This is a genomic window from Cypionkella sp. (assembly GCF_028290025.1).
In the GTDB taxonomy this organism is placed as follows: Bacteria; Pseudomonadota; Alphaproteobacteria; order Rhodobacterales; family Rhodobacteraceae; genus Cypionkella.
The window spans coordinates 1-13,905 of sequence record NZ_JAQGKQ010000059.1 but is presented as its reverse complement, the minus strand read 5'-3'; the positions used below and the strand labels follow the sequence as shown (position 1 = coordinate 13,905).

The window sequence follows — 13,905 nt, the reverse complement described above, 5'->3', positions numbered from 1 at the left end:
GCTCAATAAATAAGAAACAATGTGACCGTGAGGACAGTAATGTTGCCTAAACTGGATATGAAGCCCATTTTGCACGTCACGTCACATCACCTGCGGCAGGCGGCGGTTTCGATTAGGTCGGTCATTTTCAGTATGCCAGTCCTAGAAGTGCTTTTTTTCGCAGCGATTCTGTCAGCCGTTAGATAACGCAATCGCTGCAAACGCTCTCGCTTGGCCTTCGCTTGAGCACGGTTTTGCAAATTGCTTGGTTGCGATCACTGATGATAGAAATTGCTATCAAGCGAAAGTTCTTCGAACTTGTGCCGCTTAGACACTACGACCGGATCACGTTTGGAAAGGGCAACCAATGTGCAATCTTTACAACATGACGCGCGCCGTGGAGGCTATGCGCCAGTTGTTCGCGGGGCTGGAAAACCGGGCCGGTAACTTGGAGCCGGGTGACGTTTACCCTGACAGGCTGGGTGCGATCGTGACTGCCACGCCTCAGGGCCATGCCTTACACCGTGCCCGATGGGGCCTGCCGTCGCCGCAGCAGTTTCACAGCAAAAGCGGAATCGACAGAGGCGTCACTAACATTCGCAATCCGGCTGGTCCGCACTGGCGCCGGTGGTTGTCACCGAACAATCGTTGCCTTGTGCCGTTTGATCGTTTTGCTGAACCAAATGCTGGCAAAGGTGCTGGTAATTCTTGGTTTGCACCCGCAGATGGCCGGCCCGCATTTTTTGCGGGCATATGGGTTCCCGAATGGAGATCGCTCAGGAAGTTGAAGGACGGGGAGACAACCGATGATCTGTTCGCATTCTTAACCACCGAGCCGAATATTGAAGTAGAACGTGTTCATCCCAAAGCGATGCCAGTCATTCTGACGGAGCCTGCCGATTGGGAAGCTTGGCTAAGCCTGCAATGGTCGGAAGCGCGGGTCTTGCAGCGTCCGCTGCCAAACGGATCGCTGGTTGCAACGTTTCCAACTGACGCTGTTTCTGATAGCTCATATGCAGATCTATTTGGCAACACCTGAAACGGCACTCCTCGGTAGAGCGCGACAACAGGGATGGCCCGATCAGAGAGCATATCGCGAGACTTCTGCACGCTCGGCAACCAAACAAAGGTAAAGCGTCGCCAGCGCTTCTGCACCCATGGCCGTTGGGTGGTCTTTGTTAAGAACGGCGCTTAATCTTTGCATCAAAGAAGGCGAAAGACTTTTTTATGCTTTCGCGTCGGCCAAGCCACTGAGACAGACGACATTTTTAGCCGAGACGTCATCGCACAGACCCCACAAATTCGCTGCGGATTGCGGCTGTGTCGGCCCCCGTGGCAGGCACGGGACCGGCCTGAAAAGTCGCATCACGGCTCGCAGGGCGTGGCATACTAATCTGCTGCCCGTCGGCAAGCGTTACGTCAACACGATGTAACGCAGGGTGCTGGCCGAGGTCGCGCACTTCGGTATAGCGGCCCCAAGCAATCTGGGCGGTGTTGAGTAACGCTATGGCCTGCGCCACAGTAAGGCGCGCAAAGTCGGGTTCAAGTTCGGTGTCCAATGCTGTCCGATTGGCCACTCGTAGCGCATTTGTGGCGAAGGCGGAGCGATCCATCAGATCGTCGCGGTTGAACGCCTTACACAATCTTTGCCGCTCTCCATTGTTCTGCGCCGCTATGATCAAAGTGCCATCGGCGCAGGCAAACGGTCGGTAAGGGTATATTGAGGCATGCGACATACCGTAGCGCGCGGTTTCACGCCCCGCGTGTTCATAGTGCAGCAGCGGCACTGTCATCCAGTCTGCCATTGCGTCAAACATCGCAATCTCAACCTGCTTTCCGCGCCCTGTCTGGCTGCGCTCGATCAGCGCCTCAAGCACCGCAGCATGGGCATTCATACCGGTGGAGATATCCGCGGCGGAGACACCGATTTTCGATGGCGTGTCCGGAGTGCCAGTCACGGCGCAAAGGCCACTCTCGGCCTGAACCAGCATGTCATAGGCTCGCATTGGCGCGTATTCTGTGTCCTGCCCATAGCCTTTTATCGACACGGCAATCAAACGCGGAAACCGCGCGGCAATGACATCAGGCGTCAAGCCCATCCGGGCGAGTGCGCCGGGTATAAGGTTTTGCACCAGCACATCGGCCCGGCCGAGCATACTGAAGTGCAAATCTAGATCGGGCTGGTCCTTCAGGTTTAGCACCGCACTTTGTTTGCCGCGGTTGAGCCAAGCGAAATAAGCACTCGTGCCCTTCACTGCGGCATCGTAATGGCGCGCGGTCTCACCGCCGTCGCGTTCGATCTTGATGACGCGCGCTCCAGCATCTGCCAAGCGCACGGTACAGAGCGGGGCCGCCACCGCCTGTTCGATGGCAATCACCAGCAGCCCCGAGAGGGCACCCTTAGACATTGCGTTGGTAGCCTGAGCGGGCGAGCAAGTGTCTCCGCTGTTCACTCAATGCGTAATCCTCCGGCGTGAGCGTGCACTCACGCGCGGAGGCGTCCAAGGTTAACAAACCCTTGGCGCGCGTGTCGAGTTGGCCTGCGCGGTTGATTTCGTCTTTCAGACCGGCGCAAGTCGATTCGACCTGCTCGGTGGCGCTATCAGGGGCAACGGTGCCGTTGCGCATCCTTTTGCTACCCAACGGGTCGAGTGAACCAAGTGACCTCTACGGCCGCTGTCGCTTTTGCCGCGCACGGAATTCGTGTGTGCGGCGTCGGCCCCGGCACAATCGCCACCGATATCATCAAAGGTGCCTTCACCGAGCGCGCCGGAATGCACGCGATCCTTGCCCGCACTCAATTAAGACGGTTGGGCGAGCCCGAGGAAATCGCGGGCGTAGTGGCGTTTCTTGCTTCAGATGATGCTTCGTACATCACGGGCGAAACCATCTATCCCGATGGCGGCCGCCGCATCCTGAACTACACAGTTCCCGTAAAGGAGTGAGCCGCATGAATCCGCTTTTCAGCAAACTCCATCATGTGTGCATCGTTGTACACGACATCGACATTACTCAAGCCTATTACGAATCCATCGGCATCGCCCCCTGGGTCGCCTATCCGCCGCTGGCGGACTACAAAGAGCTTGATGTGCCAAGCCGCGCAGGGTTCATGGCGATGCAATACCGCATCTGCAACAGGCCCAACGTCCAGTTGCAACTCTGCCAGCCCGATCACAACCCAAGCCCGCAACGTTTGCATCTGGACGCCAAGGGCGAAGGCGTGTTCCACCTTGGCTTCGAAGTGCCAGATGCCGATGCTGCCGAGGCTGCGGCAGGCATTCCCATCAAGATGAAGGGTCGCCGCGACAACCGCACGGGGTTCACTAATTGCGACACCGCTGATAGGGCAGGGGTCGTGCTTTTGACCCGCGCCACCGACAAGCCATCCAGTTAGGCCAACCAACAACCTCGGTTCACTCTGCGCTGCTATTGGACGACGGCGGACGCGACCGCTCTACTGCCGCGCGACTGCTTGTGTTGTGGCGACTTGCGGCCGATCACGGCTATTGCCAATAATGCTGAACGAGTTTTGGTCCGGCAATCGACGAGTGAGTGGAACGCCTGGCGGCCAACCGTTAATGGATAAGAAATAAGCCTCGAAGGAAAAAAGATGCAGAAAATTGCCGTTGTGACAGGAGCTGCGGGCGGATTGGGGCGGGCGATTAGTGCTCAGTTAATCGCCGACGGGTTGCATGTCGTGGGCTTGGATATCGACGCTGCAGGTTTGGGCGACATGGCTGCACCCGGTTTCACAGGGCATGATGTGGATCTTACCGACGCCGATGCGATCTCGGCGGTTTTTGCACGTATCGCCGCTGACCACGGCGGTATTGATGCGTTGGTAAACAACGCTGGCACCTGCTTCATGTCGGATTTTCCGAACATTCCGGCCTCCGAGTTGGATCGGCAGATGTCGATCAACTTCTCCGGTGCGTTCCACTGTTGTCAGGCGGCTATTCCGTTGATGCAGGGCCGGGCTGGCGTACGCAAGATCGTCAACATCAGCTCGAACGGCGCCTATAATTTTGACGTGTTTGATCCGCCACACTACCGCGCCTCAAAGGCGGCACTGGATACGCTGACCAAGGATTTGTCACGCCGTTATGCGCGTGAAAAGATCGCGGTGAACTCCCTCGCACCCGCAATGACGGAAACGCCGCTGTTCAATGTGCTGACCGAAGATGTATTGGCGCGCGCCATCGCCGCCATGCCGCACGGTCATGCCATGCAGCCATCTGAAATCGCGGCATGGGTTGGATTTTTGGTCTCAACCGCTGGGGATATCTGTAGCGGCAACGTGATTATCCTCAATCAGGGGCGCGATGTCAGGTGAACCACTCTGGCGCTTTGCGCAGTGTGGGCCATTGTTGCGGGCTATGACCAAAGATCACCAGCGCATCCCTTTGCTGGGCGGATTGCATCAACCGTTCCCCATGATGAATGGCCAGCGGCACATCCCAAGAACCCGCGAAGCCTTCGTCAATCTCGGCCGCACGGCTGATCGCATCTGACGTCAGCAACACCCAGCCAGTGTCAGGCAGGTTGATCATAAACGCAAGTTGTCCGGGGGCATGACCGGGGCATAGCAGCACCTCAAATCCGGGCGCGAGGGTGAAATCATCCGTCACAAGATGATAGTCACGCTCCGGCCACTCCATCGCTTGTTTGCCAGACCAATACAGCGGACGCGGCAGGTTGCGTTCGGCCTGCGCGATCAGAATTGGCACGTGCGGGAAGCCATCCATATGGCCGACGTGATCAATATGCGTATGGCTTTGGATCATCAGTGTCACATCTGCCTTGGTCAGCCCCAGCTTTGCCAGTTGGGCATCGGGCGTATTCTCCGGGCCGATACTTAGCACGCGGCCAAAGCTGCCCAGCGAGTCTTCAAGCGTCGCGGCTTCAGCATCGACGACATATTTCGCGGGGAAACCTGTGTCGATCAGCACCAACTCTCCGGCGTCGGTTTGGATAGCAAAGCCGCAAATGCCAACATTGCGCGGGCCAGAGAAAACCTCGAACAACCCGTAATCCAGCACCGCCAGCCGAATGGGTTTCCCCTTTAGCGAAATCTGATCCATCATTGATTACCCCCAACCGCAGATCAAACGGAGTGCCCGGTTGAAAGTCAAGATACACACGTTGTTCGAATACCTGCTTGAGACGACCGATGCATCACCTGAAGCCTTTGTCGGGTTCTCATTGTCTGCTTCGCCCAAATTGGGGGATTATCTTGCCGATCTCGACCCCAACCAATCGCTTGACTGGAACAGCCGCGACTTTCGCGGTCTGCCCGAGTTGCGCGATCACGTCTTGGCACAGGCGGGCCTAACTGGAGTTTGCAGCCCCGCCGATGTGCTGATCACCGCTGGGGCCGCTGAGGCGAACTTCCTGTCGATCATGCAGCGCCTGCAACCCGGTGAACGGATCGTGATGGAGACCCCGGGCTGGCCGCAAGCCGAAGTGCTTGCCAAAGCCAAGGGCGCGGAAATTGTAAAGGTGAAGCGCCGCGAGGTTGACGGCTGGCGTTTGCCGTTGGATCAACTGGCTGATGCCGTAACTCCGGGGACACGGATGATTTTCCTGACCAACCCCAACAATCCAACCGGCGACCTGATGAGCGCCGCCGAACTTGCCGAGGTTGTCACCATCGCAGATCGGGTGGGGGCGTGGTTGCTGGTGGACGAAGTCTATGCCGGATTGGAGTGGGACGGCCCGCGCGCGCCGTCCGTGGCGGGGCTATATGCGCGCGGCATCACCACCGGATCGGTCAGCAAAGCCTTGGGCCTGCAAGGCCTTCGCACCGGATGGATGATCTGCCCTGACGCAGAACACATGCGGGACGCGTTGATTTTGCGCGAAAACTCCAGCGAGATTATGAATATCATGGGCGAGGTGATCGCCGAAGTGGCACTGCGCCCCGAGCGCTATGCGATGGCACTGAAGAAAGCGCGCGCAGAGGGTGCCGCCAATCTCGCGCAAATGAATGCTTGGGTCGCAGCGCAAGACGGCTTGTCATGGATGCCGCCGAAGGCTGGGCTTATCGGACTTGCACGCCTGCCCGACGGCATTGACAGCGACGCCTTCGCGCGCTTTTTGCTCGCCCCGCCGTATCGCACGTTTCTATTGCCGGGCAGCGCTTATGATCTGCCAAACCACATCCGGTTGGGCGTTGGAGGCGGTGCAGCCGCACGGCTTGGCGACGGTTTGGACAGGCTAGTGCAAGCTTTGCAAGATTACGAAATCGCGCGGTGAGGCTTGGCCCAACGAAGCGGCTATTCGGCATCAGCTGCTTTGAACCGGGTCTGGATCTTTCCCAAATGCTCATGCAGCGCGCGCTGCGCACCTCGAATATGGGCGACGGTCAGATTGACGGCGGCATCGGCATCGCCGCGCTCGCACGCGTCTAATATCTCAAGGTGCTCGGCGTTTGATCGGCTGTGACCGTGGGTTATCAACAGTTGAGCACGCAGATAGCGGTCCAGCCGATCCATCGCGTTGGTCAGCGTCGCGAGATGAAAAGGCATGTTGCTGGCTTGATAAAGTGTGATGTGGAAGGCCCGGTTCAGATCGCCGAACAGCATTGGATCGGTAGCGGTGGCGGAGGCCGCACAGATCGCGCGGGCCTCGGCGATCAGTTCAGCGGTCATATTCGGCAGCGCCGCGCGAAGCACGTGGGCGTCGATGATGCAGCGGAAATCGAAGATTTCACTCGCTTCGGCGATGGATAGGCCGACCACGACCGCGCCTTTGAAGCGATGGTTTTTCACCAACCCCTGCTGCTCTAGCATGGTGATCGCCTCGCGCACGGGGATTCGGCTGGTGTTGAACAGCCGCGCGATTTCGTCTTGCCGCAACGGATCTCCGTCTTTCAACTCGCCCTCAATAATGGCGCGGCGCAAGGCCGCAAACACCAGACCGCCCGCCGAGACAGTCTTGGATACGTCCACAGCCTTCAATACCATGCCTGTCCCTCGCAGTTTTCAAATGACTTATCGCACTATTCGCCAATTCGAGAAGAAATTTAATATTGTATATCGGATCCAATCGGGGCTAGTTTGAAACGGCGTTGGTGGGGAGCTCGGCGCTGAAGTCGGCTGCGCTTGTCGTTTCCGGTCAATATGTGCCCCTGCATCGTGTCGCAAACAAGCAATGGACCGTTATGATTGATTTTGCGACCGCCCTGACTGGCTTTTCTCCCATTGTTGCCGAGCCTATTTCGCTGAGAGAGTTCAGCGCGCGGATTGCAGCGCTTCAGTCTAAAATGCTTCAAATTGGAACGAAAGCAGTCTGGCTCGATGCGTCAAGCTCGCTGACCTACTACACGGGATTGCGCCTTGGGTTGTCAGAGCGGATTCACGGCGCGCTGGTCCCGGCTTCTGGGCCGCTGATCTACGTCTCGCCGCAGTTTGAAGTGCCTAAGCTGCGGGCCATGATGCAGGTCGAGGGCGGTGTTGCGGCTTGGGAGGAGCATGAAAACCCTTACGCGCTGATCGCTGCGGAAGGGGCGAAGATGGCTGCGCCGGGGGCGGGTTTGGCGCTTGATCCCGCGACGCCGTTTGTGTTTGCGTCGGCGCTGATGGCAAAGATTGAGGGGCCAGTCATAAGCGCCCAAGCGGTGATCGAGTCGCAAAGGCAAGTCAAATCTGCCGCCGAGATTGCGCTGATCCAAACCGCGATGAACGCTAGTTTTGCGGTTCAAAAGGCTGTTCAAACGGGGTTGCGCAGCGGTATTTCGACCACCGAGGTGATTGATTTCATTTTAGCCGCCCATGTGGCTTCGGGGTTGAAGCCGCTGTTTGCCGCTGCCCAATTTGGCGAAGCCACCGCGTATCCGCATGGCGTGCCCGACCCGCAGCATTTGCAGACGGGCGATATGGTGCTGTTCGATATGGGCGGCACGCTGCACGGCTATGCTTCTGATATCACCCGAACTTATGTTTTTGGCACGCCTACCACACGCCAGCGTCAGCTGTGGGAGTTGGAGCGTCACGCGCAGAGCGCGGGCTTTGCTGCAGCACAAATTGGCGTCACTTGCGGGGCCGTGGATGCGGCCGCTCGCCGCGTGTTAACCGATGCAGGTCTTGGCCCAGATTATCAAGTTCCGGGCTTGCCTCACCGCACAGGCCACGGGCTTGGGCTTGATATTCATGAATCGCCTTATATTGTTGCAGGCAACGAGACACCTTTAACTCAGGGCATGTGTTTCTCTATCGAGCCAATGCTGTGCGTCTACGGCGAATGCGGCGTCCGGCTTGAAGATATTGTTTACATGACACAAACTGGCCCACGTTGGTTTGTACCCCCTGCTGAGCGGCTGGATGATCCGTTCGCAAACCGAACGAACTAAGGCGTCGTTACCGCGCCGCGACAGAAACCGATCCGCTGAATTGCCGAAAATTGACTAACAGAGAGTGAAAGGACCAACATATGACAATGCTGACCCGTATCCTTATTGCAGCATCTGCGCTGGCGATGACCAGCGCCATGCCCGCACTTGCAAAAACTTTTGTTTATTGCTCGGAGGCGTCGCCCGAGGGCTTTGACCCAGCTCCTTACACCGCGGGCGGCACGTTTGATGCCTCGGCTCATCCAATCTACAATCGTCTTGCCGAATTCAAAAAAGGCACCACTGAGGTTGAACCCGGTTTGGCGGAATCGTGGGATGTTTCGGCTGATGGTCTGGAATACACCTTCAAGCTGCGTCAGGGCGTGAAGTGGCAATCGAATGAAAAGTTTACCCCGACGCGCGATTTCAACGCCGACGACGTGATCTTCAGCTTTATGCGCCAAGCCTCGGCTGACCACCCGTGGAACCAATATATCGCAGGCATCACCTATGAGTATTATAACTCGATGGAGATGCCGTCGCTGATCAAAGAAGTCGTCAAGGTTGACGATTACACCGTGAAATTCGTGCTAACCCGCCCAGAAGCGCCGTTCTTGGCGAATATCTCGATGCCGTTCGCGTCGATTGTTTCGGCTGAATATGCGTCTGTTCTGGAAGCTGCTGGCACCAAGGAAGACCTGAACAACCTGCCGATTGGCACTGGCCCGTTCAAGTTTGTGGCTTACCAAAAAGACGCGGTGATCCGTTACGTGAAGAACCCTGATTACTGGGGTGAAGCGCCGAAGATTGACGATCTGGTGTTCGCAATTACCCCGGATGCGGCTGTGCGTTTGCAAAAGCTGAAAGCCGGTGAATGTCAGTTGATGCCGTTCCCGGCTCCGGCTGATATCGCGGCGATCAAGGAAGATCCGAACCTGAAAGTTGACGAGCAGGCTGGCCTGAACGTAGGCTACCTTGCCTATAACACCACGCAAGCGCCTTTCGACAATCCGAAGGTTCGCAAAGCCTTGAACATGGCGATGAACAAGCAAGCGATCATCGACGCGGTGTTCCAAGGTGCTGGTCAGGTTGCGAAAAACCCGATCCCGCCAACGATGTGGTCGTATAACGATGCCATCGTCGATGACGTTTATGATCCGGTTGCGGCCAAAGCGGCGCTGGAAGCCGAAGGCGTCAAGGATCTGTCGATGAAGGTCTGGGCAATGCCAGTGCAGCGGCCCTACATGCCAAACGCGCGTCGCACGGCTGAACTGATCCAAGAAGATTTCGCGAAAGTCGGCGTCACGGTAGAGATCGTGTCTTACGAGTGGGGCGAGTATCTCGACAAGTCGATGGAAGCGGGCCGTGATGGCGCGGTTATCCTTGGCTGGACTGGCGACAATGGCGATCCAGACAACTTCATGGGCGTGCTGCTGTCCTGCGCTTCGGCTCAGCCGGGTGGTGCAAACCGCGCGTTCTGGTGCAACCAAGAGTTCTCGGATTTGCTGTCGAAAGCCAAGCAAACCGCAGACGTGGCCGAGCGAACCAAGCTTTACGAACAAGCGCAGGTGATCTTCAAAGACCAAGCGCCTTGGGCAACGTTGGACCATTCGACTCAATATGTGCCGATGGCAAAGAACGTCACCGGTTTCGTGATGAGCCCGCTGGGTGATTACACCTTCGACACGGTTGATCTGACCGAATAAGTCGGCCTGACCGTTAACCAAAGGATGCGCGGGAGGTTCTCGCGCATCCGACTAAGGCCCCGCATTGGCCCAAGGATTCCCCTCGTATGATCAGATTTATACTCGGCAAGCTGCTGTATTTGGTACCGACCTTCGTTGGCATTACCATCATCGCCTTTGGCTTTGTGCGTATTTTGCCGGGCGATCCGGTATTGCTGATGGCCGGCGAGCGCGGGATTTCACCTGAACGCCACGCGGCGCTTTCCGCTCAGTTGGGTTTTGATCAGCCGATTTGGTTGCAGTATTTGCAGTTTCTCGGGCGATTGTTCCACGGCGATCTCGGCAATTCGCTGGTGACGAAAAAGCCAGTGATGGCCGAGTTTTTGACCCTGTTCCCGGCAACGGTTGAGCTCGGTCTGGTAGCCATCATCATCGCCACCGCCATCGGTGTTCCCGTCGGTGTTTTGGCCGCAATCAAGCGCGGATCGTGGTTTGATCAGGTGTCGATGACGGCGGCATTGGTTGGGTTCTCGATGCCGATCTTCTGGTGGGGCTTGCTGCTGATCATCTTTTTCTCGGGTATCTTGGGCTGGACTCCGGTGTCTGGCCGCATCAGCCTGATCTATTTCTTCCCGGATGTGACCGGGTTCATGCTGATTGACAGCATTATCTCGGGGCAAAAGGGCGCGTTCACCTCGGCGCTGTCGCATTTGATTTTGCCCTCAGTGGTGCTGGCAACCATCCCGCTTGCAGTAATCGCGCGGCAGACCCGCTCGGCGATGCTAGAGGTGATGGGCGAGGATTATGTTCGCACCGCCCGCGCCAAGGGGATGCCGCCAAGCCGTGTGGTGGGCGTTCATGCCTTGCGCAATGCGATGATCCCGGTGATCACGACGATCGGTTTGCAGATTGGTGTGCTGATGGCCGGAGCTATTCTGACCGAGACGATTTTCTCGTGGCCGGGAATTGGCAAGTGGATGATCGACTCGATCTCGCGCCGCGATTATCCAGTGGTGCAAAGCGGATTGCTGCTGATTGCGGGGCTGGTGATGCTCGTCAATCTGCTGGTCGATCTGACCTATGGCCTGATCAACCCGAGGATTCGCCACAAATGAGCGATGCAACTGTCAAACTAAGCGATGCAGCGATCCGCCGTCAAATGCTGGCCGATTTCTGGTTTTACTTCCGGCAGAACCGGGGCGCGGTTGTCGGAATGTGGGTGTTTCTGGCGCTGGTGCTGATCGCGGTGTTCGCGCAAGTGGTGGCTCCGCATGATCCGACGGCGCAGTTTCGCGACGCGCTGCTGGTCCCGCCAATTTGGCAAGAGGGTGGCAAGTCTGGCTTCCTGCTTGGCACCGATGCGGTGGGTCGCAATATGCTGTCGCGGCTGATCTATGGCGCGCAGTATTCTTTGTTCATCGGTGTCGTCGTGGTGGCGATTGCCCTGATCGGTGGGATTTTTGTGGGCCTGCTGGCCGGGTTCTTTGGCGGCTGGGTCGATACGGTGATCATGCGGGTGATGGACGTGATCCTCGCTTTCCCGTCGCTGCTGCTGGCTTTGGTACTCGTGGCGGTGTTGGGGCCGGGCCTGACCAATGCGATGATTGCCATTGCCATCGTCTATCAGCCGCACTTCGCTCGGCTGACCCGCGCCGCCGTGATGGGTGAGAAAGAACGCGAATATGTCACCGCCGCGCGCGTCGCCGGGGCGGGCACAATGCGGTTGATGTTTAAGACCATCCTGCCGAACTGCCTTGCACCGTTGATTGTGCAGGCGACGCTTTCGTTCTCGTCGGCGGTCTTGGACTCAGCCGCGCTGGGCTTTCTCGGCATGGGTGCGCAGCCGCCGTCTTCGGAATGGGGCACGATGCTGGCCGAGGCGCGCGAGTTCATCCTGCGCGCGTGGTGGGTCGTGACGCTTCCCGGCCTCGCCATCCTCATTTCGGTGCTGGCGATCAATCTGATGGGCGACGGGCTGCGTGACGCCCTCGACCCCAAGCTGAAGCGGAGCTGAGTCATGGAGAGGAAAACCGGGGCCCTTCTCAATATCAAAAACCTGACAGTGCGCTTTGCAACTTCAACCGGAGCATTTACCGCCGTCGATGGCGTCGATGTGTCGGTCAGCCCGCGCGAAGTGCTGGCGATTGTCGGCGAAAGCGGTTCGGGCAAATCGGTGTCGATGCTGGCAGTGATGGGCCTGTTGCCCGACACTGCCACCGTGACCGCCGACGAGATGACCTACGACGGCCGGGATCTGCTAAACATGTCGCCCGCCGAGCGCCGCAAGTTGATCGGCCGCGAGATTACGATGATCTTCCAAGAGCCTGTCGCCTCGCTCAACCCCTCCTTCACCGTGGGCTTTCAGATAGAGGAAGTGCTGCGCTTCAATCTTGGCATGGACCGCAAAGCGGCCCGCGCCCGCGCGGTGGAGTTGTTCAACGCCGTCGGCATCACCGAACCTGAAACCAAGCTGAACGCCTATCCGCACCAGATGTCAGGCGGCCAGTGCCAGCGGGTAATGATCGCGATTGCGATTGCCAGCAACCCCCGCCTGCTGATCGCGGATGAGCCGACGACGGCGCTCGATGTGACGATCCAGAAGCAAATCCTCGATCTGCTAATGGACTTGCAGGAAAAGCATGGCATGGCGCTGATCTTGATCACGCATGACATGGGCGTTGTGGCGGAGACCGCCGACCGGGTCATCGTGCAATACAAGGGCCGTAAGATGGAAGAAGCCGATGTGCTGAGCCTGTTTGAGAATCCGCAAAACTCTTACACCCGCGCGCTGCTGTCGGCTTTGCCGGAGAATGCCAAGGGCGACCGCCTGCCCACCGTCGCCGATTTCATGGCCGCCGAGGCGAAGCTATGAGCGCGGCTAGAATTGTCATCGAAGGCATCGCGCTGACGCAAGATTACGCAGTGAGCGGCGGCATGTTCGCGGCAAAGCAAACCGTGCGCGCTGTGAAGGGCGTCGATTTCGCGGTAGAGCAGGGCAAGACCCTCGCCATCGTTGGCGAAAGCGGCTCGGGTAAGTCGACGCTGGCGCGGATTATTGCGCTGATTGATGCGCCCTCAAGTGGGGTGCTTAAAGTCGATGGGCAGCCGGTGGACATCAGCCGCAAGCGCCTGACGCCGGCGATGCGATCCAAGGTGCAGATGGTGTTTCAGAACCCCTACGGCAGCCTGAACCCGCGCCAAAAGGTCGGCGATGTGTTGATGGAGCCTTTGCTGATCAACACTTCAATGCCCGCGGCGGAGCGTCGCGAGAAGGCCGAGGCGATGCTGGCGAAGGTCGGCCTCGCCCCCGAACATTTCAACCGCTACCCACATATGTTCTCAGGCGGGCAGCGCCAACGCATCGCCATCGCGCGGGCGTTAATGCTGAACCCGGCGCTGCTGGTGCTGGATGAACCGGTCTCCGCGCTGGATTTGTCGGTGCAGGCGCAGGTGTTGAATTTGCTGGCGGATTTGCAGGATGAATTCAACCTGACCTATGTGTTCATCAGCCACGATCTATCCGTGGTGCGCTACATCGCCGACGACGTGCTGGTGCTAAGCAAAGGCGTCGCGGTAGAGCAAGGCTCACGCGAGGCGCTATTTGCCAATCCGCAGCACCCCTACACGCAGCAGCTTTTCGCCGCGACCCCGGTGACGGATGTGGCCGCGATCCGCGCGCGGGTCGAGCGCCGCAAAGCTGCGCGTGTCTCGATGTAACGGCGGGCACACCTTCTCAATAAATGAAGCTAATCGGCGACCCCATTCAGCGAGGCTTCGCGGCCTGTTCGCCGTCAAAGCTTCATCCAAAGACAAAGGCTCGCCATTTGGCGAGCCTTTGAGTGTTTCTTGATCGAAGGGTTAGTTTTCGTAGTTTGGCATGGCTTCGAGCTGTTCTTTGGTTTGGTTCACATA

General features: G+C 58.0%; 15 protein-coding genes. 11 read left to right on the top strand and 4 right to left on the bottom strand.

Going from position 1 to position 13,905, the window contains the following annotated elements; all coding sequences use genetic code 11:
* Nucleotides 1-346 precede the first annotated feature (346 nt).
* Complete coding sequence (locus JWS10_RS10055; protein ID WP_299506932.1) at nt 347-1,018, top strand: SOS response-associated peptidase; 672 nt, start codon at nt 347-349, stop codon at nt 1,016-1,018.
* Nucleotides 1,019-1,259: 241 nt separating this feature from the next.
* Here JWS10_RS10055 and JWS10_RS10050 read toward each other — a convergent pair whose 3' ends face one another.
* Nucleotides 1,260-2,387, bottom strand: coding sequence for a CaiB/BaiF CoA-transferase family protein (locus JWS10_RS10050; RefSeq protein WP_299506930.1), 1,128 nt, complete (start codon nt 2,385-2,387; stop codon nt 1,260-1,262).
* The gene (locus tag JWS10_RS10045) at nt 2,380-2,607 is read right to left on the bottom strand and encodes a hypothetical protein (RefSeq protein ID WP_299506928.1); all 228 of its coding nucleotides are present in this window, start codon (nt 2,605-2,607) and stop codon (nt 2,380-2,382) included. The genes JWS10_RS10050 and JWS10_RS10045 overlap by 8 nt, the downstream gene beginning before the upstream one ends.
* Before the next feature lie 23 nt (nt 2,608-2,630).
* On the opposite strand from JWS10_RS10045, the gene JWS10_RS10040 reads away from it, so the two are divergent.
* The 3 genes from JWS10_RS10040 (at nt 2,631) to JWS10_RS10030 (ending at nt 4,312) form a co-directional block, all read left to right on the top strand.
* Nucleotides 2,631-2,924, top strand: a complete 294-nt coding sequence (locus JWS10_RS10040; RefSeq protein WP_299506926.1) for an SDR family oxidoreductase — start codon at nt 2,631-2,633, stop codon at nt 2,922-2,924.
* A 5-nt stretch (nt 2,925-2,929) separates the two neighbouring features.
* Nucleotides 2,930-3,373, top strand: coding sequence for a VOC family protein (locus JWS10_RS10035; RefSeq protein WP_299506923.1), 444 nt, complete (start codon nt 2,930-2,932; stop codon nt 3,371-3,373).
* 216 nt (nt 3,374-3,589) lie between these two features.
* The gene (locus JWS10_RS10030; protein ID WP_299506922.1) at nt 3,590-4,312 is read left to right on the top strand and encodes an SDR family oxidoreductase; all 723 of its coding nucleotides are present in this window, start codon (nt 3,590-3,592) and stop codon (nt 4,310-4,312) included.
* On the opposite strand, the gene JWS10_RS10025 is transcribed toward JWS10_RS10030, so the two are convergent.
* Nucleotides 4,305-5,063 carry an N-acyl homoserine lactonase family protein gene (locus JWS10_RS10025; protein ID WP_299506920.1) on the bottom strand — a complete coding sequence of 253 codons (759 nt, stop codon included), beginning with the start codon at nt 5,061-5,063 and terminating at the stop codon, nt 4,305-4,307. The genes JWS10_RS10030 and JWS10_RS10025 overlap by 8 nt on opposite strands.
* 37 nt (nt 5,064-5,100) lie before the next feature.
* On the opposite strand from JWS10_RS10025, the gene JWS10_RS10020 reads away from it, so the two are divergent.
* Complete coding sequence (locus tag JWS10_RS10020) at nt 5,101-6,234, top strand: pyridoxal phosphate-dependent aminotransferase (protein ID WP_299506918.1); 1,134 nt, start codon at nt 5,101-5,103, stop codon at nt 6,232-6,234.
* Nucleotides 6,235-6,254: 20 nt separating this feature from the next.
* Here JWS10_RS10020 and JWS10_RS10015 read toward each other — a convergent pair whose 3' ends face one another.
* The gene (locus tag JWS10_RS10015) at nt 6,255-6,944 is read right to left on the bottom strand and encodes a GntR family transcriptional regulator (RefSeq protein ID WP_299481389.1); all 690 of its coding nucleotides are present in this window, start codon (nt 6,942-6,944) and stop codon (nt 6,255-6,257) included.
* Between the two features lie 197 nt (nt 6,945-7,141).
* On the opposite strand from JWS10_RS10015, the gene JWS10_RS10010 reads away from it, so the two are divergent.
* The 6 genes from JWS10_RS10010 (at nt 7,142) to JWS10_RS09985 (ending at nt 13,710) form a co-directional block, all read left to right on the top strand.
* Nucleotides 7,142-8,329: a Xaa-Pro peptidase family protein gene (locus tag JWS10_RS10010; RefSeq protein WP_299506916.1), complete on the top strand. Its 1,188-nt coding sequence runs from the start codon at nt 7,142-7,144 to the stop codon at nt 8,327-8,329.
* 80 nt (nt 8,330-8,409) lie between these two features.
* Nucleotides 8,410-10,014 (top strand): ABC transporter substrate-binding protein, encoded by a 1,605-nt coding sequence (locus JWS10_RS10005; protein ID WP_299506913.1) that lies wholly within the window; start codon nt 8,410-8,412, stop codon nt 10,012-10,014.
* Nucleotides 10,015-10,100: 86 nt separating this feature from the next.
* A complete protein-coding gene (locus JWS10_RS10000; protein WP_299506911.1) occupies nt 10,101-11,108 on the top strand; it encodes an ABC transporter permease subunit in 1,008 nt (335 codons plus the stop codon).
* Nucleotides 11,105-12,007: an ABC transporter permease subunit gene (locus JWS10_RS09995; RefSeq protein WP_299506909.1), complete on the top strand. Its 903-nt coding sequence runs from the start codon at nt 11,105-11,107 to the stop codon at nt 12,005-12,007. Before JWS10_RS10000 ends, JWS10_RS09995 begins: the two co-directional genes overlap by 4 nt.
* 3 nt (nt 12,008-12,010) lie before the next feature.
* Nucleotides 12,011-12,865: an ABC transporter ATP-binding protein gene (locus JWS10_RS09990; RefSeq protein ID WP_299506907.1), complete on the top strand. Its 855-nt coding sequence runs from the start codon at nt 12,011-12,013 to the stop codon at nt 12,863-12,865.
* Nucleotides 12,862-13,710: a dipeptide ABC transporter ATP-binding protein gene (locus JWS10_RS09985; RefSeq protein ID WP_299506905.1), complete on the top strand. Its 849-nt coding sequence runs from the start codon at nt 12,862-12,864 to the stop codon at nt 13,708-13,710. The genes JWS10_RS09990 and JWS10_RS09985 overlap by 4 nt, the downstream gene beginning before the upstream one ends.
* Nucleotides 13,711-13,905 lie beyond the last annotated feature (195 nt).

Bases quoted from the DNA above. Each gene is read 5' to 3' on its own strand.
- JWS10_RS09990 (WP_299506907.1), top strand. From the start codon at position 12,011: ATGGAGAGGAAAACCGGGGCCCTTCTCAATATCAAAAACCTGACAGTG.
- JWS10_RS09995 (WP_299506909.1), top strand. From the start codon at position 11,105: ATGAGCGATGCAACTGTCAAACTAAGCGATGCAGCGATCCGCCGTCAA.
- JWS10_RS10050 (WP_299506930.1), bottom strand. From the start codon at position 2,387: ATGTCTAAGGGTGCCCTCTCGGGGCTGCTGGTGATTGCCATCGAACAG.
- JWS10_RS10035 (WP_299506923.1), top strand. From the start codon at position 2,930: ATGAATCCGCTTTTCAGCAAACTCCATCATGTGTGCATCGTTGTACAC.
- JWS10_RS10010 (WP_299506916.1), top strand. From the start codon at position 7,142: ATGATTGATTTTGCGACCGCCCTGACTGGCTTTTCTCCCATTGTTGCC.
- JWS10_RS10005 (WP_299506913.1), top strand. From the start codon at position 8,410: ATGACAATGCTGACCCGTATCCTTATTGCAGCATCTGCGCTGGCGATG.
- JWS10_RS10025 (WP_299506920.1), bottom strand. From the start codon at position 5,063: ATGATGGATCAGATTTCGCTAAAGGGGAAACCCATTCGGCTGGCGGTG.
- JWS10_RS10000 (WP_299506911.1), top strand. From the start codon at position 10,101: ATGATCAGATTTATACTCGGCAAGCTGCTGTATTTGGTACCGACCTTC.
- JWS10_RS10045 (WP_299506928.1), bottom strand. From the start codon at position 2,607: ATGCGCAACGGCACCGTTGCCCCTGATAGCGCCACCGAGCAGGTCGAA.
- JWS10_RS10055 (WP_299506932.1), top strand. From the start codon at position 347: ATGTGCAATCTTTACAACATGACGCGCGCCGTGGAGGCTATGCGCCAG.
- JWS10_RS10030 (WP_299506922.1), top strand. From the start codon at position 3,590: ATGCAGAAAATTGCCGTTGTGACAGGAGCTGCGGGCGGATTGGGGCGG.
- JWS10_RS09985 (WP_299506905.1), top strand. From the start codon at position 12,862: ATGAGCGCGGCTAGAATTGTCATCGAAGGCATCGCGCTGACGCAAGAT.
- JWS10_RS10015 (WP_299481389.1), bottom strand. From the start codon at position 6,944: ATGGTATTGAAGGCTGTGGACGTATCCAAGACTGTCTCGGCGGGCGGT.